This window comes from Iningainema tapete BLCC-T55, from assembly GCF_014698965.1.
Classification (GTDB): Bacteria; Cyanobacteriota; Cyanobacteriia; order Cyanobacteriales; family Nostocaceae; genus Iningainema; species Iningainema tapete.
The window spans coordinates 236046-261205 of record NZ_JACXAE010000110.1; the positions used below are offsets into that span (position 1 = coordinate 236046).

20 protein-coding genes and 4 pseudogenes are annotated in these 25160 nt (G+C 42.0%); 15 read left to right on the forward strand and 9 right to left on the reverse strand.

Annotation, left to right across the window (positions count from 1 at the left end; genetic code table 11):
* Window positions 1-238: 238 nt before the first annotated feature.
* Both dnaK and grpE read right to left on the reverse strand, forming a co-directional pair.
* Complete coding sequence (gene dnaK / locus ICL16_RS37180) at window positions 239-2179, reverse strand: molecular chaperone DnaK (RefSeq protein ID WP_190836591.1); 1941 nt, start codon at window positions 2177-2179, stop codon at window positions 239-241.
* A gap of 141 nt (window positions 2180-2320) precedes the next feature.
* Window positions 2321-2989: pseudogene (grpE, locus tag ICL16_RS37185) on the reverse strand (nucleotide exchange factor GrpE); the annotation flags it as partial.
* 297 nt (window positions 2990-3286) lie between these two features.
* Between grpE and ICL16_RS37190 the strand changes: the two are divergent.
* The 7 genes from ICL16_RS37190 (at window position 3287) to ICL16_RS37220 (ending at window position 15565) form a co-directional block, all read left to right on the forward strand.
* Window positions 3287-5302 carry a GspE/PulE family protein gene (locus ICL16_RS37190; RefSeq protein ID WP_190836593.1) on the forward strand — a complete coding sequence of 672 codons (2016 nt, stop codon included), beginning with the start codon at window positions 3287-3289 and terminating at the stop codon, window positions 5300-5302.
* Window positions 5303-5394: 92 nt separating this feature from the next.
* Entirely contained in the window at window positions 5395-6504 is a 1110-nt protein-coding gene (locus tag ICL16_RS37195) for a type IV pilus twitching motility protein PilT (protein WP_190836594.1), read from the forward strand.
* Window positions 6505-6581: 77 nt separating this feature from the next.
* A complete protein-coding gene (locus ICL16_RS37200) occupies window positions 6582-7793 on the forward strand; it encodes a type II secretion system F family protein (RefSeq protein WP_190836595.1) in 1212 nt (403 codons plus the stop codon).
* Window positions 7794-7807: 14 nt separating this feature from the next.
* Window positions 7808-8365 (forward strand): hypothetical protein, encoded by a 558-nt coding sequence (locus ICL16_RS37205; RefSeq protein WP_190836596.1) that lies wholly within the window; start codon window positions 7808-7810, stop codon window positions 8363-8365.
* Window positions 8366-8785: 420 nt separating this feature from the next.
* A complete protein-coding gene (locus ICL16_RS37210) occupies window positions 8786-11347 on the forward strand; it encodes a 3-keto-alpha-glucoside-1,2-lyase-like domain-containing protein (protein ID WP_190836597.1) in 2562 nt (853 codons plus the stop codon).
* A gap of 74 nt (window positions 11348-11421) precedes the next feature.
* Window positions 11422-13368: a LysM peptidoglycan-binding domain-containing protein gene (locus tag ICL16_RS37215; protein ID WP_190836598.1), complete on the forward strand. Its 1947-nt coding sequence runs from the start codon at window positions 11422-11424 to the stop codon at window positions 13366-13368.
* A gap of 610 nt (window positions 13369-13978) precedes the next feature.
* Entirely contained in the window at window positions 13979-15565 is a 1587-nt protein-coding gene (locus tag ICL16_RS37220) for an alkaline phosphatase D family protein (RefSeq protein WP_190836599.1), read from the forward strand.
* 85 nt (window positions 15566-15650) lie between these two features.
* On the opposite strand, the gene ICL16_RS37225 is transcribed toward ICL16_RS37220, so the two are convergent.
* Window positions 15651-16109, reverse strand: a complete 459-nt coding sequence (locus ICL16_RS37225; protein ID WP_190836600.1) for a hypothetical protein — start codon at window positions 16107-16109, stop codon at window positions 15651-15653.
* A 327-nt stretch (window positions 16110-16436) separates the two neighbouring features.
* Here ICL16_RS37225 and ICL16_RS37230 point away from each other — a divergent pair, with 327 nt between their 5' ends.
* Complete coding sequence (locus tag ICL16_RS37230) at window positions 16437-18302, forward strand: L-histidine N(alpha)-methyltransferase (protein ID WP_190836601.1); 1866 nt, start codon at window positions 16437-16439, stop codon at window positions 18300-18302.
* 42 nt (window positions 18303-18344) lie between these two features.
* Here the strand turns inward: ICL16_RS37230 and ICL16_RS37235 are convergent.
* Window positions 18345-18566, reverse strand: a pseudogene (locus ICL16_RS37235) (putative toxin-antitoxin system toxin component, PIN family); the annotation flags it as partial.
* Between the two features lie 110 nt (window positions 18567-18676).
* Between ICL16_RS37235 and ICL16_RS37240 the strand changes: the two are divergent.
* Window positions 18677-20263 (forward strand): annotated as a pseudogene (locus tag ICL16_RS37240) (transposase).
* Window positions 20264-20340: 77 nt separating this feature from the next.
* On the opposite strand, the gene ICL16_RS47905 reads toward ICL16_RS37240, so the two are convergent.
* On the reverse strand, window positions 20341-20568 hold the full coding sequence (locus ICL16_RS47905; protein WP_190836603.1) for a putative toxin-antitoxin system toxin component, PIN family: 228 nt from the start codon (window positions 20566-20568) through the stop codon (window positions 20341-20343).
* The gene (locus tag ICL16_RS37250; RefSeq protein ID WP_190836604.1) at window positions 20525-20815 is read right to left on the reverse strand and encodes a type II toxin-antitoxin system Phd/YefM family antitoxin; all 291 of its coding nucleotides are present in this window, start codon (window positions 20813-20815) and stop codon (window positions 20525-20527) included. Before ICL16_RS37250 ends, ICL16_RS47905 begins: the two co-directional genes overlap by 44 nt.
* A 778-nt stretch (window positions 20816-21593) precedes the next feature.
* On the opposite strand from ICL16_RS37250, the gene ICL16_RS37255 reads away from it, so the two are divergent.
* From ICL16_RS37255 to ICL16_RS37270, 4 genes are all read left to right on the forward strand, one after another.
* Window positions 21594-21800, forward strand: a complete 207-nt coding sequence (locus ICL16_RS37255; RefSeq protein WP_190836605.1) for a DUF2997 domain-containing protein — start codon at window positions 21594-21596, stop codon at window positions 21798-21800.
* A gap of 38 nt (window positions 21801-21838) precedes the next feature.
* Complete coding sequence (locus ICL16_RS37260; protein ID WP_190836606.1) at window positions 21839-22225, forward strand: DUF1257 domain-containing protein; 387 nt, start codon at window positions 21839-21841, stop codon at window positions 22223-22225.
* A complete protein-coding gene (locus ICL16_RS37265) occupies window positions 22225-22674 on the forward strand; it encodes a ferredoxin (protein ID WP_190836607.1) in 450 nt (149 codons plus the stop codon). Before ICL16_RS37260 ends, ICL16_RS37265 begins: the two co-directional genes overlap by 1 nt.
* A gap of 146 nt (window positions 22675-22820) precedes the next feature.
* Window positions 22821-23078 (forward strand): hypothetical protein, encoded by a 258-nt coding sequence (locus ICL16_RS37270; protein WP_238361118.1) that lies wholly within the window; start codon window positions 22821-22823, stop codon window positions 23076-23078.
* 51 nt (window positions 23079-23129) lie between these two features.
* On the opposite strand, the gene ICL16_RS37275 is transcribed toward ICL16_RS37270, so the two are convergent.
* The gene (locus ICL16_RS37275) at window positions 23130-23495 is read right to left on the reverse strand and encodes a HepT-like ribonuclease domain-containing protein (RefSeq protein ID WP_190836608.1); all 366 of its coding nucleotides are present in this window, start codon (window positions 23493-23495) and stop codon (window positions 23130-23132) included.
* Complete coding sequence (locus tag ICL16_RS37280) at window positions 23492-23863, reverse strand: nucleotidyltransferase family protein (protein ID WP_238361119.1); 372 nt, start codon at window positions 23861-23863, stop codon at window positions 23492-23494. Before ICL16_RS37280 ends, ICL16_RS37275 begins: the two co-directional genes overlap by 4 nt.
* Window positions 23864-24062: 199 nt before the next feature.
* Between ICL16_RS37280 and ICL16_RS37285 the strand changes: the two are divergent.
* Together ICL16_RS37285 and ICL16_RS37290 are read left to right on the forward strand one after the other, a co-directional pair.
* Window positions 24063-24335 (forward strand): annotated as a pseudogene (locus ICL16_RS37285) (BrnT family toxin).
* Window positions 24319-24549: a hypothetical protein gene (locus ICL16_RS37290; RefSeq protein WP_190836609.1), complete on the forward strand. Its 231-nt coding sequence runs from the start codon at window positions 24319-24321 to the stop codon at window positions 24547-24549. Before ICL16_RS37285 ends, ICL16_RS37290 begins: the two are co-directional and overlap by 17 nt.
* Window positions 24550-24861: 312 nt before the next feature.
* Here the strand turns inward: ICL16_RS37290 and ICL16_RS37295 are convergent, their stop codons facing one another.
* Window positions 24862-25125, reverse strand: a complete 264-nt coding sequence (locus ICL16_RS37295) for a hypothetical protein (RefSeq protein ID WP_190836610.1) — start codon at window positions 25123-25125, stop codon at window positions 24862-24864.
* Between the last annotated feature and the right edge of the window lie 35 nt (window positions 25126-25160).

The following is a 25160-nucleotide window of genomic DNA, read 5'->3' on the forward strand; positions in this document are numbered from 1 at the left end:
GATTTTACCTTAGTAACAAGTACTTTCCTGTTGGCAGAAGACAAAACTAGTGCCAACTAGGCTGTCTCTATTACAATTGTGCTACGGACTACGGGAAAACTTCGCCAATAAACCTTATAGTGCTAGCCGCACCATTAGGTGTGGAAAACCCACCAATTGTTTTTAGGGGCAATGGGCATGGTCAAAGGGATAGTACCCAGTCCCCAGTCCCCAGTACCCAATACCCAGTACCCCTAACCTAATCTATCGCTTCGTAATCAGCTTGTACTGTATTTTCTTCCTCAAAATCAAAATTAAATTGTGATGTCAGCACTCCCGTGACTGAATCTGTCGCGGCGGCAACGTCGGCAAACTCATCATTCGGGCTGTTTGCTCGGTTATAAACGTCAGCGCCAATAGCAAACAGTGTTTGCTGGAAATCATCTAAGCTTTGTTGAAATTCTGTGATGGGAATCTGCTCATCTACCATAGCGGCTTTAAGTTTTGTGGCTTTTTCCACAGCCAAGATTTTCCATTGCTCTCCAATCAGAGTACCATTATCCCTGAGAGTCGATTCGTAATTGAACAGTAGATTGTCTGCTTGGTTTTTCAGTTCAACTAGTTGTTTACGTCTCGTGTCCTCTTCGGCATACACTTCCGCTTCTTGCCGCATTCTTTCTACTTCATTGCTACTCAAACCACCTGTATTCGTAATGCGAATACTCTGCTCTCTACCAGTACCTTTATCTTGTGCCAAAACATTCAAAATACCGTTAACATCAATTTCAAATGACACTTCAATTTGTGGTACGCCCCGGGCGGCTGGAGGAATTCCTGTGAGCAAAAATTTGCCAAGACTCTTGTTGTCTCTTGCCATTGCTCTTTCACCTTGAAGGACGTGAATTTCTACTGAGGTTTGTCCATCAACTGCGGTGGAAAATATTTGAGACTTACTGGTAGGAATTGTGGTATTGCGTTCGATGATTTTAGTAAAAACTTCTCCTAAAGTTTCGATCCCTAGCGACAAGGGTGTGACATCTAGTAATAAGAGATTATCGACTTCGCCGCCCAGTACTCCAGCTTGGATGGCAGCTCCGAGTGCTACTGCTTCATCAGGGTTAACCGAGCGATCTGGTGCTTTACCATGAAAAAATTTGCTGAGTGCGTTTTGAACTGCTCTAATCCGAGTAGAACCACCAACTAAAATAATTCTATCTATGTCTTTTGGTTTGAGTTCTGCATCTTTAAGTGCCTGCACCATTGGTTCAATAGTAGCTTCAATTAGATGACTAGTTAGCTCGTCAAATTTTGCACGGCTAAGTTCCATTTCTAAATGAACAGGTCCTTTTTCATCAGCGGTGATAAACGGTAAATTAATCGAGGTACTTACCATGCTCGAAAGTTCAATCTTGGCTTTTTCTGCAGCTTCCCGCAAGCGTTGCAGAGCCATTTTGTCTTGGTAGAGGTCGATTTTCTCTTCTTGTTGAAAACGTTCTACCATCCAACGGACAATACAAATGTCGAAGTCGTCTCCACCTAATTGATTATTGCCACAAGTGGCTTTAACTTCAAATACTCCATCTCCTAGTTGAAGGATGGAGACGTCAAAGGTTCCACCGCCCAAGTCAAAGACTAGAATAATTTGCTCTTGATCTTGTTTATCTAAGCCAAAGGCTAGGGCGGCAGCGGTAGGTTCGTTGATGATCCGCAGTACTTCTAGTCCGGCTATAGTGCCAGCGTCTTTTGTGGCTTGTCTTTGGGCATCGGTAAAATAGGCGGGTACGGTAATGACTGCTTGTTGAACGGATTCACCAAGAAAGTTTTCCGCATCCTGTTTGAGTTTTTGCAGGATCATGGCGGAAATTTCTTGTGGGGTATAATTACGTCCGCGAATTTGGACATCAACAGTATCGTCTCTACCTTTGACACAGCTATAGGGTACGCGATCGCGTTCTTGAGTCGTATCATCCCAACGACGACCGATGAATCGTTTAATACTGTAAATTGTGTTTTCGGCATTGGTGACAGCTTGCCGCTTTGCTAGTTGCCCAATCAAGCGATCGCCACCTTTGCCAAATCCGACAATACTGGGCGTGGTTCTGCCTCCTTCTGTATTAGCAATTACAATTGGTTGACCACCCTCTAATACCGCGACACAACTATTGGTAGTGCCTAAGTCGATCCCAATAACTTTGACCATAAAAATTCAGTATTTTTACACAGATTGCTGCGAGTTAATTATGACTCAAAACTACAAACTAGATGTTTCGCGGATGATTGGGAAGGTGCGATGCTCGCCCTAGTAACCCAGGGTTTGGTCAATGAGGCGAGCGATTACAGTTTAAATACTGGCTGGACTCGACTGATTTTCCTCCTCTGGTGGGGTATCTTCCTTGGCGGCAGCTACCTTCACCATTGCATGACGTAGCACGCGATCGCCCAAGTAATATCCGCGTACTAACTCTTCTAACACTGTTCCTTCCGGAACTTCATCCGTAGGTTCCCGCATTACTGCTTCATGAAGATTAGGATCAAATTCTTGACCTTCAGGACGCATTGGTGATACACCCAAACGCTTCAAGCTATCTACCAATTGCTTGTAAACGCTCTGGTAACTCTTATGAATTGTCAACTCACCCTCAGTTTGAGTTTTAATGTGCGCTCTTGCCCGCTCAAAATTATCAACTATTGGCAATAATTCATTAATTGTATTACGCTTCACTTGCTGTTCTAAATCTTCTTTCTCTTTGATTGTCCGTTTACGGTAATTTTCAAAATCTGCCGCAATCCTGATCGATTGATTATTGCGATCTTCTAACTGGGCTTTGAGGGACTCGATTTGTTGAGCCATTTGTGCTTGTGTTTGGTTGTCCAATACAGGATTTTCAGTTGCAGTCACATTATTTTCTGGATTGGGCGAAGCTGCATCCTGTAAGTTTGTTTGTGCCACTTGTTCTGTCACGGAGTTGCCATCATTAGAGTTGATTTGAACTGGATCGCTGTTCATTGCTTAAATTACCTCGCCTTGGTTCACCTGAAAGTGCTTGTATTGTTAATCTGTCGTCCTCTATTTTGACAAATGCTGAGCATGATAGCGCAGAGGCTTTAAGGTCGGCTTTCCGTAAGATTAAGGTAGGACATCACGATATGGAATTGCTTTTTTGTCAGAACAAACACTGAATTTTAAAATCACTACGTGTATTTAAGTATATTTATTTAGATGAGAAGTAAATTCCTTGATATGGTAATTTTCTCACTGAGTTTGGGAACACTCTAATCAGAGGTTTCTGCTACTCACTGCTAATTTATGAACTCGTCACAACAAAGGCGCAGTACTGCTCTCACTACCAGAACGGAGTTTTCCCCTTTTGGCAATAAGCTAATTCAATCTGGCTATGTCAACAACGAACAAATGAAGCAGGCGCTGATTGAAAGCCGCAAGTCTGGCAGACCCCTGACTGAAGTGCTTCAATCAATTACCGGGCAACAACTAACACCAGAGTTACTCAGGCAATACAAAAAGCAGCAGCTATTTGAACTCAAAATACTTTATGGTGTTGAATCTTTAGATCCAGAAGTTAGCCAAGTTGGCACGACAACGGTAGGGCAGTTAATTGATAGCCTTATTCCTGTGGATATCTGTCGTCGCCATCGCTTGGTTCCACTGGCTAAACATGAAGACCAAAACCCGCCTTCAGTTTTAGTGGCGATGGTCGATCCCGATAATCTCGAGGCTTGCGATGATCTTAACCGCATCTTGCGTCCTCAGAACATAGCATTGCTGCGCATGGTAATTACCCAAGAGGACTACCAACAGATCATCAACCAATACTTGGATGAATTGGCTGTTCGGCAAAAGCATCTGGAAAAAGAAAAGTTTACAGATATTAATCAGGATTTAGAAAATCTCGAAAATCTCAACCTCAATATAGAGGATGCTCCTGATGATGCTGAAGCTGACTTGGGTGCGGCAATGAAAGGTGCTGAGGATGCGCCAGTAATTAGTTTAGTCAATCGAATCCTCGCAAAGGCACTACATGAGAAAGTTTCTGATATTCACATAGAACCCCAAGAAGAAAACTTACGCATTCGCTTCCGTAAAGATGGTGTGCTACGTGAGGCATTTGACCCCTTACCCAAAAAAATTATCCCTGCTGTTACAGCTCGATTCAAAATTATCGCCAACCTAGATATTGCTGAACGACGCCTACCTCAAGACGGACGTATTCGACGGATGTTTGAAGGACGCAAAGTTGACTTCCGTGTGAATACTTTGCCCAGTCGTTATGGGGAAAAGGTAGTACTGCGAATTTTGGATAACTCCGCCACACAACTAGGATTAAATAAATTAATTACCGATCCTGAGACTTTACAAATTGTCCAAGACATGGTAGCACGTCCCTTCGGTCTAATCCTAGTTACAGGTCCAACTGGTTCTGGTAAAACAACTTCTTTGTACTCAGCGTTGGCAGAGCGAAATTCTCCAGGAATTAATATCAGTACTGTAGAAGACCCTATTGAGTATAGTTTACCAGGAATTACTCAAGTACAGGTGATTCGGGAAAAAGGGCTAGATTTTGCTACTGCTTTGCGGGCTTTTCTACGACAAGATCCTGATGTGCTGTTAGTAGGTGAGACACGAGACAAGGAAACAGCAAAAACAGCAATTGAAGCTGCTTTGACCGGTCACTTGGTATTAACTACTTTACATACTAATGATGCACCAGGTGCGATCGCACGTTTAGGAGAAATGGGCATAGAGTCTTTCATGATTTCCAGTTCCCTCATTGGTGTTTTGGCTCAACGTCTTGTTAGACGTGTTTGTTCCACATGTCGCATTCCCTACACTCCAACTCCAGAAGAACTAGCTCGTTTTGGTTTATCAGCTTCATCTGATGCCGGAATCACCTTATACAAAGCCAACACCCTCACATCAGAACAAATTCAAGAAGCCAAAGCCAAAAATCAGCTTTGCCCAGATTGCAATGGTGTTGGTTACAAAGGACGTTGTGGTGTCTATGAAGTGATGCGAATTACCGAAAACCTGCAAACTCTCATCACCGAAGAAGCACCCACAGAACGAATTAAGGAAGTAGCAGTAGAAGAGGGTATGAAAACTCTGCTGGCTTACAGTTTGGACTTAGTACGTCAAGGCGCTACCACTTTAGAAGAAGTAGAAAGGGTAACTTTCACAGATACAGGTTTAGAAGCAGAGTTAAAAGCAAAACGTAAAAGTGGTCTTACCTGCCGATCTTGTAATGCTCAATTACAACCAGAATGGCTTGATTGTCCCTACTGTATGACACCAAGATTTCAAGATTGAAGGAGACAGGAGTCAGGAGTCAGGAGTCAGGAGACAGTTAACAGTTAACAGTTAACAGTCAACAGTTAACAATCAACAAAGGACAAATAACTATGGAAATGATGATTGAAGACTTAATGGAAAAAATGATAGAAATGGGCGGTTCAGATTTACATTTATCTGCCGGACTGCCTCCTTATTTCCGTATTAGTGGTAAACTTACACCCATTGGAGAAGAGCTTTTAACAGCAGATCAATGTCAAAGATTGATCTTTAGTATGCTCAACAACTCTCAACGTAAAGCGTTGGAGCAGAATTGGGAGTTAGATTGTTCCTATGGTGTCAAAGGATTAGCTCGGTTTCGGGTGAATGTTTATAAAGAACGTGGTTCCTACGCCGCTTGCTTACGAGCATTAAGTTCTAAAATTCCTAATTTTGAAAAATTAGGTCTGCCTGATGTTGTAAGAGAAATGGCAGATAAACCGAGAGGACTAATTTTAGTCACAGGACCAACAGGTTCTGGTAAAACAACTACTTTAGCAGCAATTATTGACTTAATCAACCGCACCAAAGCCGAACATATTTTAACTGTAGAAGATCCGATAGAATTTGTTTACGAACCAATTAAAAGCCTTGTTCACCAACGGCAGCTAGGAGAGGATACCAAGAGTTTTGCTAATGCTTTGAAAGCAGCTTTGCGGGAAGATCCAGACATAATTTTAGTAGGAGAAATGCGCGATTTAGAAACAATTTCTCTAGCTATTTCTGCGGCAGAAACAGGACACTTAGTATTTGGTACTCTCCATACTAGTTCAGCATCCCAAACTGTTGATAGGATTATCGACGTTTTCCCATCGGAAAGACAAACTCAGGTGCGCGTACAGTTATCTAACTCCCTCGTAGCCGTGTTTAGCCAAACTTTAGTTCCTAAGAAAAATCCCAAACCAGGTGAATATGGTCGAGTAATGGCTCAAGAGATTATGATTATTACTCCTGCTATTTCTAACTTAATTAGAGAAGGTAAAACAGCTCAAATTTACTCAGCTATTCAAACTGGTGGCAAATTGGGTATGCAAACTTTGGAGAAAGTATTAGCCGATTTATACAAAGCAGGCACAATTTCTTTTGAAGCGGCAATTTCCAAAACTTCCAAACCCGACGAAATACAACGTCTCATTGGTGGTGTACCCCCTGCTGCTACCACTGCTGCTGTTAAAAAATAACAGTTTGCTGATGGCTAATTGTTAATTGTTCATTGCAATTAGCCATTAACAATTAATAATTAACAATTTTAATATCTATGCCAACATTTGTTGCCCGCATTAGGGACTCACAAGGAAAATCTCGAAAAGAAAAAGTTAACGCAGAATCTTTAGCGCAAGCCCGTACAACTCTCAGAAAACAGGGTTTTGTCATTCAAGATATCAAACAACATCAAAGTTTTGATTTGAAAAAACTTGAGAATTATTTGACTTCTGTTTCTATTAAGGATAAAGCCGTCTTTTCCCGTCAATTTGCTGCGTTGGTAAATGCAGGAGTAGCGATTGTGAGAAGTTTGGGGGTACTATCTGAACAGTGTTCCAATCCTAAACTGAAACAAGCGCTTTTAGCTATTAGTGCTGATGTGCAAAGCGGAGTTAATCTTTCTGAGGCGATGCGCAAACATCCTGATTGCTTTGATGGTTTATATGTTAGCATGGTTCAAGCTGGTGAAGTTGGTGGTGTCTTAGATGAAGTACTTAATCGCTTAGCCAAATTGTTAGAAGATGTTGCCCGATTACAAAACCAAATTAAATCAGCGCTGTCTTATCCAGTTGTAGTATGTTTTTTGGCACTTGCTATTTTTGTCGGTATGACTGTCTTTCTGATTCCAATCTTTGCTACTATTTTCAAAGAATTGGGAACAGAATTACCTCCTCTTACACAGTTTTTGATGACTTGTAGTGAAATTTTACGAAGTTTTTGGATTTTTGTGATAGTTGCTATTGTAATAGGATTGGGATTTGCTTATAAACAATACTACAAAACTCGTGTAGGACGTGAGACAATCGACCGTTTTTCCTTAAAAATGCCTTTGTTCGGTGATTTGATTCAAAAATCAGCAGTTGCCCGCTTTAGCCGTACTTTTGGCTCTTTGACTCGTTCAGGAGTACCAATATTAACTTCTTTAGAAATTGTTCGAGATACATCAGGTAACCAGGTAATTGCTAACGCGATAGATGCGGCACGTGCAGAAATTCAACAAGGAGGCATGATTAGTATTGCTTTGCAAAAAGAGAAAGTTTTTCCTCCTATGGCAATTCAAATGATTAGTATTGGGGAGGAAACTGGGGAATTAGATGGTATGTTGATGAAGGTAGCTGATTTCTATGAAGATGAGGTTGAGCAGGCAGTAAAAGCACTAACTAGCGTAATAGAACCGTTGATGATTGTGGTTCTAGGGGGAATGGTTGGCACGATTTTGATGGCTATGTATCTGCCTCTGTTTAAGGTATTTGAAAAGCTAGGCTAGGTGAAGTATTAAGTATGCCTGTACAACAATCTCATTATGAAGCAAGTTTAGCATCGTGTTGTAATCATCTATCAGCGATCGCCTTGCTCAAGCAGTACCGCCCCTACCTGGAAATGATGCCCAGTCTACGCCGCCCAGATGAAAGCATCATCATCATTCCACTACCCATTGTCTATCTTCGCGATGGCGTAACATCAAAAGCCCAAGCAACTAGCTTACCATGTGATGTAACGATTTTGATGTGCGATCCAGAATGGAAAATTAAAACCGAGTCGGAAATTATGATCTTCATTCATCGTCCTCATGAAGATTTTTCTGACTTATTAGGGCGTTGGCGACAAACACAAGTTTGGCTGGATAAAGACTATGAATGGCTCATGCCCCCCCGCTATAAACATATTTTAAGTGAGGGAACAAAAACTACTTATCCTTTATTTGTGGTTTTTCCAGAAACAGCAGAACGGATTAAATCTGGACTCAATTGCGCTGAACTACCATTCATAATTCACACCCCAGAATTAATGCTTGAGGACAACTTTAAAGAAAGTTCCTCAGAAAGTTCTTCCATATAAGAACAAACAAATCAACAAATCAACAATAGTCGGCTCAGATCCCCGACTTCTTAAAGAAGTCGGGGATCTTGTTGTTTACTATAGGACAAACAAATCAACAATTATCCAATTACTTCTTGTGGAGACAGGCATCCCTGCCTGCCCTAGTCTAAGGCGGGCAAGGATGCCCACCCCACAAGAGGGATGCCCATCCCACAAGATAGATAATTTATTTTTTGGTAATCACACAAAAACCTTGGTAAATAGCCAAAAGCTCCCGTTAAACATGATTTAAAGGGAGCTTTTTTTGGCATAAAACTGCATAAGTCAATTTTGGCGTTATCTATTAACTAAATAAGTGACATCAAAGCTCATGGCTTGGATGTACTCATTGATTGTAGCCAATTTTTTGAATACTAATTTTGGTTAAGGAGAATTTTCATGACTCTAAATCGGCTGGTTGATTCTGGACAGCCACTCCCACCACCCTCTGACATACAGAGAACTACCTTTTCTTTGGATGGGGTAGCACGTTTTGTTTGCAACACATGGGATGAGGTGTTGGCAGCACAAGCAGGTGGTCAGTTTGATGCGATCGTCATTGGTTCGGGTATGTATGGCGCGTATTGTGCGTCTAAGCTGTTTGAATTTGGCGAACAATTACCGAATTCACAAGATCGTCCACGCATTCTGGTATTGGAATCAGGACCTTTCTTAATCAGCGAACATTTCCAAAATCTCACTCGTGTTGGTCCTTTGTTCGACGTCGTTAACGAAACACTGGTTGAAGATGGGCAGAAAAACATCGTTGAACCAGATAGTTATTCCAATCACCATAACTTTAATATGCATCACCGTTGTGTGGGTGGTAAGTCCTTGTTTTGGGGCGGTTGGACGCCACGTTTGACTCAAGAAGATTTGCAGCAGTGGCCGAACGAAGTGGTGGAGTATCTGCAACTCAAGGATCAAACTGACGGCTATGAATTTGTAGAGCGTGAAATTGGTACTTGGCCTCCGGCAGACTTTATTAACGGCGAACTGTTTAATATCCTCAAGGGTCGTGCTAAAGATACACTCCAACAGCAGCGCGATCGCCTAGCTTCCCTCCAAGAAGTGCAAGATCCGCCCATTGCTGTTATGGGCAGTGCGCCTGGTTCTGGCTTGTTCAGTATGGATAAGTTCAGCAGTCTGCCTCTACTGCTTGATGCTATTCGTCGAGACAATGATAACAACGGTGCTAACAATGATCGGCGACGACTGTTCTTAGTCCCCAATGTTGAGGTTCTCAAGTTAGAAACTATCAACGGTGTTGTTCGCCAAATAGTAGTAGCCCTTAAAGACCCGTTTGATCGCGACAATAAAAGTAAAGCCCGTGTAGTGCGTCTGAATGTTAGTCCTAGTGCTGCAGTAGTAATTGCAGGCAATACTATCAACTCTACACGACTAGCATTAAACTCATTCCCACGTCCTCAACAGCTAGCACCAAATGGTGAGTTAATGGGACGCAATCTCATGGTTCACGTCCGAGGCAACTTCATTTGGAAAGTTTCTCGCTCTGCCTTGGGTGTTCCCAACCAACTGTCCAATGAGTTACAAACTGCTGCCCTCCACGTGAGAGGCGCAATACAAACTCAGAAGGGTCCAGGACAGTTCCACTTCCAGTTTTATGCGGCACCAAGCTTGAATGATCCAGCTTTTCCTGGCGCTCAAGGAAATCCAGAAGAGTTTCTCTACCGCATGATCCCTAACTACGATGAATACTATCGAATTCTGTCTGCCCAAACTAAAGGCACAATGGAGGGCAAAGTTGTCCTTAGCATTCGTACCTGCGGCGAAGCTTTTGGTGACAGAACTACCCCGATTGGAACTAACAAAAACGTTAGTTGGATGAGTGTTAATCCTTTCGGTGGCGAGGGTGATGATGTTTACACTAACGGTGAAAACCTGCGTGTTCCCAAAGCTTATGTGAATTTAGTGGAAATACCAGCAGATAAAGAGGTGCGTGTTGCTCAAGCTCAGGCTGCTTTTAGCTTCATTGAGGCATTAACTAATCAGCCACCAGGATCTGCCACGCAGCAAACTAATCCTAATGCGCCGATTCAGTTTATGAGCGGCGGTGAAGACGGTGTAGGTACGACATATCACGAATCAGGCACTCTATGGATGGGTACTGATTATACCCAGTCGGTTACTGATGTGAATGGTCGTTTTCACCACGTATCTAATGCTTACTGCATTGATCAGTCTATTTTCCCCACCGTTGGTTCAGCCAATCCAGTCCCCACTGGACTAGCTTTATCTCGCAAGGTTGCTCGTGCGATTATTGATCGCTACCGCGACTCTGAGGTTAAGGATGAATCAGGCTTTGAAACTCTTTATCGCGGTAACTTCAAGGCAGATGGCTGGGAAATTGTTGCTAATGGTAGCCAGAACTTCTTTGATGTCCTAAATCAAAGTACTCCAGTGTTGGGTGCTGGTGTTGGTGATAAGAATGTCGGATTGGGTGTTCTTTGGTTTACGCGCAAAAAATTCAAGAATTTCATTCTGAAGTTGGATTGGAAAGCTTTTGATGTCGAAGCTAACGCTGGAATTTTCTTGAGAATGCCAGAACCTAAGGAGCTTAACGATTCTTTCTATCACTCCACCACCGAAATCCAAATCGACGAACGTGGTTATGACTTTGCTAACAATATCTACGGTAGTCCTTTACATAAGACTGGTGCAGTATACGAGGTTTTCCCTGCACAAAAATGGGCAGCAAAGGCGATAGGCGATCGCAACTCAGGTAATCCTAGCTACTGGAACAGCTATGAAATCAGGGTGCAAGGCAATGAGATAGAAGTCAAACTCAATGGTCAATTAGTCAGTGCTGGAACCTTCCCACAACTGTTAGACTTTGCCGCCCCTAGTGATGGTAAGAAGAAGCGTTCTGAAGGTTTTATTGGCTTGCAATGCCATACCGAAGTTGTGCAGTTCCGCAACATTCGGATTCGCGAATTGTAATTGCGATTTGTAGAGACGTTACATGTAACGTCTCTACGTTATGAACACATTTACCAATTATCAAGGAATAGAAAATGCCACTAGATCTCAATTCAAACAGAGAACCAATCGACCATACTCAACAACAATATCAAGATGTGCTTCAAGACTTACAAGGCAACATTCTTAAAGGACATGGAAGAAAACACTCTGTACACATTTTCTTCACTTTTCCCCAAAATAATCCAAGCGCAATTAAAGCACTCAAACAATCAATTTCTCAAGTTGCCAATGATATTACATCAGCTAAAAAGCAATTGGATGATGCTGATGCATGGAGAAATCAAAAACGTGATGGTGGTGTATTAGTACACTTTTCTTTATCTTCTTCAGGTTACAGAAAACTAGGTTTACCTAATTCTAGACAACCAAAAGGTGTCAATCTTCAAGGAAGAAAAGAAGCTAACGAAAAACAACTTCAAGATGACTACGCTAATGTCTTTCAAACAGGAATGAAGGCACGACAATATGCACTTCTAGATCCTGCAGTTAGCAAATGGGAGCCAGGATTTCAGCGAGAAATTGATGCATTGGTCATCATTGCAGCAAATAATTTAGAAGATGTCAAGAAAAAACAAGCAGAAATTACTGACAAGCTCAAGAACAATGCTACGGTATCTGCTGTTGAACCAGGAATCGTACAACGTCGCAAATTTAATAATACTGGTGTTGAGCAAGTTGTTGAACATTTTGGCTTTACAGATGGTATTGGTCAACCACTTTTTCTCAAAAAAGATGTAGAAACAGAACAAGGTGATATCGCCAAAAATCTTTTCCGTGCGCCACTTAATCTTGTTCTTGTTCAAGATCCCTTTGGCACACCCAATGTTAGCTTTGGTAGTTTTCTCGTCTTTCGTAAACTTGAGCAAAATGTTCAAGGATTCAAAAAAGCTGAACTTGCCCTGGCTAACGCATTAGGTATCTCTCCTCAACTAGCAGGTGCAATGGCAGTGGGACGTTTTGAAGATGGCACCCCACTGGTTGTTTCTGGCAAAGACGGAAGTAATAACCTAAATAACTTTGACTATTCTCAGGATGCTTTTGGACTAAAATGCCCATTCCAAGCGCATCTTCGCACGACCAATCCCCGACTGGAATCGGTTAGAAAAGGTGGACCTTTTGCGCAAAGCAATGAACAGGAGCTTGGACATCGGATTGCACGACGTGGAGTCGGCTATGGTGGAGAAGTTAGTGACTTTTCCAACCTCGATAAATTGCCAACAGGTGGTGTTGGGTTGTTATTCATGTGCTTCCAGTCTGATATTTGGGAACAGTTTGAGTTTATTCAACGGTTTTGGAGCAACCATCCCAGATTCTTGGAACAAGCTATGTCCGAGTCGCGCAATGTAAAAAATAAGAATTACGACAGGACTGGGCTGGATGCTGTCAGTGGTCAAAGCCAACCAGATCAGAGCGACCCGGCGATTCAAGAAGTGCCACTGCCACCCCAAAACTGGTTAAAACAACGCGATCAACCAACCACGAAACCCGGTGTGACTTTTGCACAGTTTGTCACACTCAAGGGAGGTGAGTACTTCTTCTCACCAAGTATCAGTTTCTTGAAGAACTTGCCTAACATACCGGAAGATTTCACCCCGTCGCCAATTCAAGCACCCACACCTGCCAAAACATACGTTATACAACAAGGTGACGATCTAGCAAGGATATCTCAGAGAGCTTACGGAACTGACAGTTACTTTAATCTAATTTACAACGCTAACAAAAATGTAATTGGATCTGACCCTGGCTTGATCTTTCCTGGACAGATAGTTTACATTCCCATCCTGCCACAAAATACTACCCCCACACCAGGGCAAACGTATACTGTGCAACAAGGTGACTACCTATTCTTGATTGCTCAAAGAGCTTACGGAGATGGCAATTTGTCCAACCTAATCTACGAGGCTAATCGAAATGTGATTGGACCTGACCCCACTATACTCTTACCCGGTCAGCAACTTTTCATTCCTTTACGACCATAAAACAGTTCTTCGGGTGGGCAATGCCCACCCTGCAACTAAAGTAGAGAGGGCAAGATGCCTATCCCACTCTCAAAGATTATTGATAGATTCACATTTTTACAATTGAACAGTGAGCTTCATTGCTCTAGAATTTCTTTGAATTGCGCTGGGGTAATAATTGAAATACCCCTAAGGAGAACTAAGTAAGCTACTAATAAACACGTTAGTGTTAAAGACGACTTTCAACGGAAGAATCCTTGTCAGTAAATTCATCATTCAAGGCCAATATCTGAAGACAGAATTTCATCAGTTAAGCCATTGTCTCTGGCTTCTTTATTAATGTCTTTCACAAGTGTCTTTAGTTTTTGCGCACGCCACTGCCTATACTCGTTGAATTCGTTGTCTGTAAATTACAATACATTTATATTTAGTGAAAACACTAATAATTTTCTTTTCGGAACGTCAACTAAAATGTTACCTAAATATCAAAATTAATAACATCTTAATAATTAATTAATAGCAGGTTGATAGGTTAGTCTTGTTACATTTAGCTGGGTTTCATACCAAATTAGTTGACTATGATCCGGCTTTAATCGGTGAATATTTCCAAAATTTTTCAAAAATGATATATATGGAGCCTTTTCATTTCGACCGCTTGCTATCCACCAAAGCCAAACGTAGGCGATTTCTCATTGGTGCTGGAACAGTAACCGCCGCTACGATCGCCAGTCAATGGACAACAAGAGTTGTTGCACAGCCTAGTTTTTCTGCTTATCCCTTTAGTCTAGGGATCGCTTCCGGCGACCCCTTACAAGATGCTGTGGTGCTGTGGACACGGTTGGCTCCAGACCCGTTAAATGGGGGTGGGATGCCACCTGTTAATGTACCAGTGCAGTGGCAAATTGCCCTTGATGAAAACATGAGACAAGTCGTACTCAAGGGTACGGCGATGGCAACCCCTGAATTTGCACACTCTGTCCATGTGGATGTAAGTGGGTTGCAGCCTGGGCGTTGGTATTGGTATCAGTTCAAGGCAGGTAATGAAGTTAGCCCCATTGGACGCACCCGCACGGCTCCGGCTTACGGTACTCGCCTCGATCAACTGAAATTTGCTTTTGCTTCGTGTCAACATTGGGAACAAGGTTATTTCAGTGCCTACCAACACATGGCAAAAGAAGACTTAGATGTTGTCTTCCACCTTGGGGACTATATATATGAAGGCTCTCCAAGCAACAACAGACCACGACGGCACGCCAACCCAGAGCCTGTGGATCTCCAAGGCTACCGAATTCGCCATGCTCAGTACAAGACAGATCCTGACTTGCAAGCAGCTCACGCAGCTTTCCCATTTATCTGTACTTGGGACGACCACGAGGTAGACAACGACTACGCTAACGAAAATTCTCAGGACTTTGACGACCCGCAGGCTTTCCTGGTTCGTCGGGCTGCCGCTTACCAAGCTTACTACGAACACATACCGCTGCGCCCCACTTCAATACCTAGAGGAGCTAATATGCGGTTGTATCGACGCTTCACCTTTGGTAACCTAGCCGAGTTCAGCGTACTCGATACTAGACAATACCGTGATGATCAAGCGTGCGACGATAATGGTCGTGGTGGTGGACAAGCGGTTGGCAGTGACTGTAGTGAACTATTCGACCCTGCTCGCACTATGCTTGGAGTACAGCAGCGGCGGTGGCTACTTGACGGTTTGGCTCGTTCCCGCGCTCAATGGAATGTCATTGCTCAGCAGTACCTAATGGCTTATCTTGATGAGCAACCAGGTTCTGGTGAGGCATTCTGGACTGATGGCTGGGATGGATACTTTCCTGAACGAGAACGCATTCTTAAGTTCTTACAGAATGCTCGAACATCAAATCCGGTTGTCATTGGCGGCGACATTCACTCATTCTGGGTAACCGATCTCAAGGTGGACGGACGCAATCCAGCATCGCCTGTTGTGGCATCGGAGTTTGTTGGCACTTCAATTAGCTCCACTGGAGTACCTTATGATACTTTCGCTTCTTATTTACCGGAAAATCCACACATTAAGTTCTTCGAGAGTCGATTGCGCGGTTATGTCAGCTGCACAGTTAATCGGCAACTTTGGACAAGCAACCTGCGTGTAGTAGATACAGTGGAGAAGCCTGATGCTCCAGTTCGTACCTTAGCAACCTACGTAGTTGAAGACGGAAAGCCTGGTCCTCAGCCTGCTTAAAATTTCATAAATTCTTCACTGAACTTTAGACCGAAGTTTCCCTTAACGTTCGGAAACTTCGGTAAACTCAAATCCACACTCATGCTCAATCAGCGTCGTTCCTTCTTCTCAAAGTATTGACCCATGTCATCACTGAACTGCGTTCAGACTCGTACTTGTCAATGTTTTGACAAACATACAGTAAAAGTTCGTGGAGTGGTTCATCACAAATATCTTGATAAATATCTGCTGGAAATTGGCTCCCTTGTGGATAGCAAAGCTCCCTATTATGTACAATGCTGTTCATTAGCTTTGTTAGAGCAATCTGCCGTTTCAGAGAACGCGGTGGGTGATGTTGGGCTTCTTTGGCTAGCTGTTTAAGTTGTTCATCTAATTCTTCTTTTTCTAAGGACAGTTGAATGTTACTCTTAGAAGATGCGATCGCTTTGGATAAAACGTATCTTTGTGAAGAGTGTTCTTGCTTTGCAACTTGGAGCAAGTGCGCTTCTAATTCGCAAACCAATGCCTCTTGATGTTTGTTGTAAGCTTGATAGTTTTGGTTCATAGTTCTAATTCTCCTTCTCATCATTTAGATGCGAGCCAGATAGTTCAGATCCTGTTATATTGTTGAGAATAGCTAAGTCAATTAGTAGGTCACCAGAGCGAATTAATGCAGTTAAATGCTACTGTTAAAAACAGTTATATACACCATTACCACAGTTAAAAACAGTTATATGCACCATTAATAGTTTCCTAGCTTTTCGGCTACCCTAATTTGGCTCTTGACAAACTGAAAAAACCCTTAACTTGTCACACATCGTTATTTACGCTAAGAAATAATTCGGGGATTTATTATGATAGAGATAGTTTTCGGTAACTTTACTTACTACCAATGGATGCATCGCGAAGACCAAGGGATAAACAGCCAAGGCGACGTGGCTATCTAGCAAGCTGGGACGGAGTTAGAAAACTTGAAGAAAAAAAATTTTCTAAGAACTACTCTTATGAGACTATAGCAAAAGAAGCAGGTTTAGCTTCTGACGATCAGGTGAAGCGGCTGTTTCACCCGCAGTGGGGGCGTAGAGTGCAATTAGAGACGATTGAAAAGATTGCTAGAGTCTTAGATTTAACCCCAACTGATATCATTAATCGAAACGAGTGGAGTCCACTAGATAAGGAACCGAATGTAGATAAAGCTAAGATTTTACTTAGCGATCACAGCCAAGACACGTCTTTTGCTCAACAGTTACGACGAGCTTTGGAAGCGGCTGAACTGGCAGTGTTCATAACTGAGGCACAATTCAGTGACGAAGAACTAGATGGGTATGATTGCTTCCTGCTGCTGGTGTCTAGTCACTCGGCAGACATCAGTAACATCGTTATGGAAGAAATAGGACGGGTTCGGCAGTTGCGTGATGCTCCACCTGACGGGAAGCCAGTGATTATGCTAATCCACGTCGGTTCTCTAATGTCCTTACCACTCAACCATGCTTTACACAAGGAGCTTCAAGGCATTCCGCAGCGGGAGTGGCCGCAGACCGATATCTCAACTCTTGTACAAGAAGTACTAGAATTGCTGGAAGCGGGACCACCAGTGCTAATAATAAATTCAGATGACTGGGGACAATTTTTACAGAATGTATCCAGCCTTAATCTTTCCAGAAACTGGTTGCTTACCTATATAGGTGAAGACCAACTGCTAAAACTGGGCGCTTTAGTGAATGATTTGATCAACAAAGGGGATCGTCGAATTCAATCTGGATACTCCTACTGGGGTGTAGGCCCAGTTCAAATGTGGGATAGGGCTTGTAATGACCCAACTTACCATATGCGTAAAAATATTTCCGAGTTTCCTCACTATGCTAAACAGCTCGCTCACCTTGTTGATAAGGAGCGTTACAACTTCGTTAGTCTCGGTGTAGGTGAGGGTAGGAAAGACAGGAGTATCATTTCAGATTTCTTTAATAGAAATCACAGTGCCAAGCCCCGAGAAGATTTTCTATATATACCTGTTGACATGAGTCTTGACATGTTGAGAATAGCTGTTGAAAAAATTCAAGAAACAAACCCATTACCCCTGCACCGTTGTGTTGCAATTCAAAAAGATATTGAATCCCTTAAGGGTATGCAAGAAATTGCTTACATTGCCCAAAGTCTTGGAGCACAAAAGCCAATACTTTATGGGTTTATTGGCAATACAATTGCCAACGTTGAGAGTCCGAAGCAAGTTCTTAACAACATTGTTAACGCAATGAGATCTGACGATCTGCTGCTTTTCGAGGCTCAAATAATTAACACTTCTGCACTAGAGTCCCAAGAACTGCTTCAGGAAACTATGGAAAGTGTTAGAAGAGAGTACCTAAGTGATTCCTTTCGTCGTTTTGCAGTAAGTGCGCTTCTACAAAACACAGATCTGACTATAGATCCTACTGAGAAGGATAATTCCTACATAGTTGATGTATATTTGCAGCAGTGGAAGTATGGGCAGGTGCTACATATTGATTGTTTTTTTGAAAATAACACTGACAGGTCGCTCTACATGACGCTAGTGAATGAGCAAACCGTAAAATTAAATGAAAAAGAACGAATCCGTCTTTATCGTTCAAGAAAGTTTACTCAACCCTCCTTGCAAAAATTCGTCCAAGCCAACGACCTTAGTATACTTGGGGAAAAGCACTATTTGAGTGAAAAAGCCACTGGGTTCATGGTAATGATGCTTAAACGGCAAAATGGAGGCGAAACCAGCGGAAGTTTTTAGATAAGATTGATCTCACATTGAGTAGAACATATTTAAAAAAACTCAACTACGAAGCTCTAAAATTTCTTTGAATTGCACTGGGGTAATAATTGGGATACCCCTAAACGGACTGAGAACGAGCAAATCGTTGTCGCCTGTCACTAGATAATCAGCACTACCACCTAAAGCGACTTCTAAAAACTTATTATCTTTAGGATCTCTACAAATTGAGATATCTTCTATTACCTCAACCCAATTAGCCAAAAGAGCAAGTTCTTGAGGGAAAGTAGTTAATTTTCTAGAGCGTCGGTCAAGTAATCAAGATTGACAAAAAAGATGTAATATGTACATGTATTCACCCAAATCAGTTGGGCATCCTAATCTTGGTATAATTTATGCGTCCGAACGTATGGCATCCTCTGATCGAATTATCCCAGGCAGAACAAGCAATCATCTCTCGGATCAAGAGAGCCAAACTATTTATATTTCTACGCCAAAATCGTCACCACCTATTTGATCAGGAATTTCAAGCAGAACTTGCCACTATGTTCAAAGACAGTACGGTAGGTCATTGCCCAGTTCCCCCAGCACAGCTGGCACTGGCATTAATTTTACAGGCATACACTGGGGTTAGTGATGATGAAGTGATCGAGGCATTGGTGATGGATAGACGTTGGCAGTTGGTATTGGACTGCCACGATTGCCAGAAACCACCATTCAGTAAAGGTACTTTGGTAAATTTTCGACAAGGGATGATCGATTTTGGCGTTGACAATCATGTTAATTGAAAGGACTGTAGAAATAGCCAAAAACAAGGGTGGGTTTGCTTCTAGTAATTTGAGAGCCGCCTTGGACTCTTCTCCATTGTGGGGGGCGGCGAAAGTAGAAGATACTTATAATTTACTGGGTCATGCTCTGCGTAAAGCCGTGAATTTAATCGCAACCGAAAAGGGACAATCCGCTCTTGAGGTAGCGAAACAGACACAAGTAGATGATGTAGTGACCGAAACTTCACTTCTTCGCAGCTTTAGACTTAAACTGGGATGATCCAACTGAGCGCTCATATGCCTTAGAACTAATTCTCAATGCCCTAGATAAAATAGAATTTCTTGTGGAAAAAAATATTGAGGATGACCACCACCAGCCAACACCTGCGTGGCGAAGCGCTGCTAGTGGCACGGCAGATTCAAAACCAAGATGTAACTATTGATTCTCAAGGTCAACCACAACTGAGGAAAGGTGTAGCTAAAGATCGTCGCATTTCGATTGAAGATCCAGATATGCGTCATGGACGTAGCGCGGTACTAACGTTTTGATGGCGAAAAACGTCATGTACTGCGGGATTTGGATCTTGGAGTAGTGCGCTGCGTTGGTTTGACGAATGAAGACCGTTCCAGAAGCTCAAGTTACCTTGGCAATGGATGCAGATTTGAAAAATCAGCTCGTGAACATGGTAGAGTTGCATATTGATCGAGCCTACCTGACGAGTGATTGGGTGAAACAACGTTCCCAAGATTTAGCTATTTTCTGTAAAGCTTGGCCTGTTCGTAATGGCGCTCGTTACACTAAACAGGACTTTGTACTCGACTGGGAACAAGGTCTGATTCACTGTCCCAATCATGTGAGTATTCATGCGTGAGTCGGGGAAAACTGTTCACTTTCCCACCTCTGAGTGTCGTGTTTGTCCTGTACGTGAACGTTGTACTACAAGTGATCGAGGGCGCAGTGTCTCAATTCATCCGGATGAAGCTTTTATGCAGGTTGTACGTAGTCGTCAGGAGACTGAATCACCGAAGAGCTAAACTCCGAGAACGTTCCCAAGTAGAGCATACCTTGGCTCATATCGGTCAATGGCAAGGCGACCGTGCCCGTACTTGCGGTAGCGCAAGAACTTATTTGACCTACGTCGTGTAGCAGTTGTTCATAATCTTCATGTAATTGCACGGATGCCAGATGTTGCTGACCATCTCCAAACCGCTTAAATCAATCTGATTAACAATCACCTCCTATAGACCCTAATTTTTCATAATACATTTAAGGTCTTTTTTGTCAATTACGATTACTTGACCGACGCTCTAGGTGCTATATATCTTTTAAGTCTGTCCCTAGTTAAAACCTCACACAATTCTTGAAATGTCTCTTCTGATAAAAGTGGTGTGACTAAACCATCAAGCATCAATAGCAAAATACAATGCGGTGGAGACTGCGGAGAACCAAGTAAGCCACTAACAAAAACGTTAGTGTCAAAGACGACTTTCAACTGAAGACTCCTTGTCAGTAAATTCATCGTCCGATGCCAATATCTGCTCTAGAATTTCATCAGTTAAGCCATTGTCTCTGGCTTCTTTATTAATTTCTTTCACAAGTGTCTTAAGTTTTTGCGCACGCCATTGCCTATACTCGTTGAATTCGTTTACCGAAATCACAACTGCCGAATCTCTCCCGTATCTGCGAATGACAACAGGAGAGCGCTGCGCTTTATCAAGTAATTCACCAAAATTATTTTGGGCTTCCCTGGAAGAAAGATATTCCATCGAACACTCCTAAGATTGTAGCTATGCTAGCTACAATTGTATTCGTTTTGAGTTCTTTTGCCAAATCCAGAGTTTGTTGATACTTGGTGTTCAGTAAGCACAATTACCCAAAAGTTCGTCTGGTAGTCTTGATCTTGAATGTTATCAGCCAGTCGAAGGACGACTTACAGACAAAATGGTGGCTTAAGCAGTCTTTATTTACTCCTTGATCACACAAACGTAATTTATGCCTCCAACTAAGGGCTATTTTTTGGCAGACTCTAGAACTTTTGCGATCGCGCCAAAGGTCAATTGGTTCGGTTGATTAATGTTGACCTATCTTGAGGCGTACTTTACATGCTGTTTGTAGTGAAGGCTACAGTCCATTAATACGATAATTGAGGACTAAAGTCCTCACTACGAGCAATGTGCTTATTTTCTGGGGTAAAAATGATGGTGTTGATAAAATTTATCATTTATTTACAGCTATTTATCTCTTTTACTGCGCTCTTTCCCGTTACTGCTACTTATTTCTATGCCTTTTGTTACGATGCTTGTTTGTTCACTATTGACCTTGACTTATTGAAATAGTTAAGGGAAACTAACACTAGACGAAGGTAAACACTTATAAAATCAATAATTTTTGTAAATTTTATGAGATATATATTTTGAGAGATGGAACAGTAGTTAACAAATGGAAAACTTGTAGCTAAGAGAAAATTCTGTTCACTATGGCTACATCCGTAGCTTCTGCATTGGAAGTAATTATCCAAGCATACTGTTGTGGTTGGCTAAAAGCATGGAAACATTAGAGTTCATAATCTATCCAGATGGTCGGGTACAAGAAAAAGTCACTGGCATTGTTGGTGCTTCCTGCGCTGAAGTGACAGCTGCTATTGAGGCACAGCTAGGACACGTACTTAGTCAAGAGCCAACCTCAGAATTCTTCACTACCAAGGTGCAGCTTAGTGCGGCAAATACTCAATCCGCTTTCAGCGACTGGTAAACTTTCAAACCGTTTAGTTTCATCGAATTACAACCACCATGTCACACTTCAGCCAAATTAAGACCCAAATTCGTAACCTCGAATCTTTACAAGATGCTCTTTCTGACTTGGGTATAGACTGGAAACAAGGTCCACGACAAGTACGTGGTTACCGTGGTCAAACTCATGATGCCGAAATCACTGTAGAGCAAAACAATGGCTATGATATCGGCTTTAAATGGAATGGAGCCGAGTACGAATTGGTTGCTGACTTGCAATATTGGCAACAAAATTCTTCAGTGGAAGGGTTTTTACGTCAAGTAACACAGCGCTATGCATACCGCACAGTATTGAAAGAAACTACTCGTGCAGGTTTTCAAGTCTCAGAACAAAAACAAAATCAAGATGGTTCCATTAGCTTAGTTGTACAACGCTGGAGTGCGTAATGTCTGATTTTTTGCCGTCGCCGGAAGAAGCGGAACGTTCCGGCTTAGAGCCAGAATTGGGCGGCTTTTTACGAGATGCGCCCATGCGATCTGGTTTAGAGCCGGAATTGGGCGGAGTGCTGCGACAAAAGGGTGTTTATGTAGATGAAATTACCTGTATCGGCTGCAAACACTGCGCTCATGTTGCTCGTAATACATTTTATATTGAACCAGATTACGGGCGATCGCGTGTAATGAGTCAAGAGGGAGACGCAGAGGAAGTAATTCAAGAAGCGATCGACACTTGCCCCGTCGATTGCATTCACTGGGTAGATTACACTGAACTGAAAAAGTTAGAAGAAGAGCGTAAATACCAGGTAATTCCTGTAGTTGGATACCCTTTAGATCAAGCAGTTGTCTCTACCCAAAAGCGACGCAAAAAACAAAAACTCAAAAAGTCGCGCTATTAAAATATAGCAATCAGGAATTAGAAGCTCGGTTTATTCAAGAAACCGGGCTTCTTGTTCTAGTGTTAAGAGAAATTTGTTATAATTGCGAAAAAAATAGTGAATCAGTTATCAGATGAGGAGATTTACCGGGAAAGTTTAAAACTGCTTTGAGAGAATTAGGGGTTGAAGCAACTAAGGAAGAAATGGATTTTTATCGGGAGTTTCAGCCTTGGATACAAAAGAAATATCATGTGTCAACTTCTAATTCTTGGGCGAAGATAATTATGCTTCATTGTGGAAGCGAACAAGAGGGTTTTAATACTTTCTACAGGTTATTAGATGAATTTCAAAATAGAAATAAAAGTTTAAACGTAAATGAGTTGAGTAAAATAGCTTCTTCGGAGAACACACAAATTCCAGCTTAATTGTTTTTAACGGGAAATCAGTTACCTAAACTTTGCTCTGTTAAGAATGCTCTAGTTCTCAGCATCTGAGGTATTCTGTAGGTTTTTCTCAATTTCAAGAATCACTGTTTTTAAAGGTGGCAACCCTTCCTGAACTGTTGCCCAAAGCACCTTTACATCAATTCCCCAATATTCATGTAATAACACATCTCGCATTCCAGCCACGGCTTTCCAAGGAATTTGAGTGTGTTGGCGGCGAATGTCGTCAGGAATCCGCTTAACTGCTTCTCCTATAATCTCGATTGACTTTACAACAGCCAAAATCTTCTCTCGGTTGACTCGAAAAGTTTCAAAATCAATCCCGTCTGTAAATGCTTCAATATCAGCAATAGTTTCTAATATATCTTGGAGAAATTCCGATAGTTGTCGTTTAGTCATACATAAACGATTTCCGATAACACTCGGTTCAGGATTCTTGGCTTCAAACCGTTTTGCGTTACTACATCAACCTTCATACCAATTGCACTGCTGAGATAGTCACGTAGCTCTATTAACTTAAACAAAGTCGGTGCTTGGTCATAGTCAATGAGTAGATCAACATCACTCTCCTCAGTTTGTTCACCACGAGCGTAAGAACCAAAGATGCCCAATTGAGTGATCCGATAGTGTTCCTCCAACAACGGTTTACTTTGTCTGAGAATTTGCTTAATTTCTTCTAACGTTTTCATTTTGAAAAGTTTTACTTCTAACTTGTCAAATATTATATCATCAATAGTTGTTTTCTTCGGCTGGTTTTTGAGAGGCATGCATGGAAGATTGATGACTTGGTAGCCGGAAAAATGAAATTGTGAAGGCTGGGGAGAGTGAGCTTCATCCGGATTTCCCTCCGGTGGCGACTGGCACAGAAAAGATATGGATAGCACACACGGGCCAAATTTTGGCAGTTGACGATGGATACCTTGCTCATTTTTAATTCTAAAATTAAGATGGTAGGGATAGTTGTGCATGAAATTTGAGTGGAACCCAGACAAAGCGGTGCTAAATTTTGACAAACATGGTGTTTCTTTTCGGGAAGCCTCAACCGTGTTTAATGACCCACTATCTGTGACCTTTCCTGATCCTGACCATTCCATCGGATGAAGGTGCTATATTATTGGCATATCTAGGTTTGGAAAACTCTTAGTTGTCGCACACACTAATCGAGGAGAAAAGATACGAATTATTAGTGCCCGAAAAGCTACCCGTCAGGAAAAGAGGTTTTATGAAGAAGGAAGTTGAGAACGAAATGGAAGACGAGTTACGTTCTGAGTATGACTTTGCTCAGATGGAAGGGGGTTTGAGAGGAAAGTATGTTGAGCAATATCGTGCAGGGACAAACTTAGTGCTTTTAGATCCAGATGTTGCCCAAGCTTTTCCGAATGATACAGCAGTGAATGAGGCACTGAGAATGTTAATTCAGGTTGCACAGCGCCAGCAGCTTAACTTAGAGTGATCCAGAATGGACATTTCGCGATCGCCCTTCTGAAACTCCAGTAGTGCAAAACTAAACAACAAGATCCCCGACTTCTTAAAGAAGTCGGGGATCTGAGTTTCCTAGTGTTTGTAAATCAAATAGGATTGCTTTAGAGAGAATATACAACTCTTTTTTCAGTATTGAATTACTGCTAGCATTTGTATATTCTGCTCCACATCTTTTGATGAAATGATTTGATTGAAAGCTTGATAATTGATGCTACCAAGACGCAGTGAAAACTTATTTGTTATAGCTATATTCAAAGAATGTTTAGACAAGTAAAAGTGGATACTAATTGGCTTGTGCAAATTGCATAACAGGAGTTTCCTTGCCCATGCCCGTATTAATTAATTTGTGGAAATCGAGGGAAGAGCCGTATCCCGAATAAGAGAGAGTAATTACCGAACCTATTTTGGGTACGATCGGATTTGCGTACCAATCATACCAAACGAAATATTGTTCGCCATTTCTGAATTGAATCAAAATTTTATCAGCTGCATAGGTAGGGTCCCAATCAAATTGTTGAACGACTGTTACTAGAGTTGTTTCAGACATTTTAAATGCTCCTTTTGTCTCAGAGTAAGCTAAAC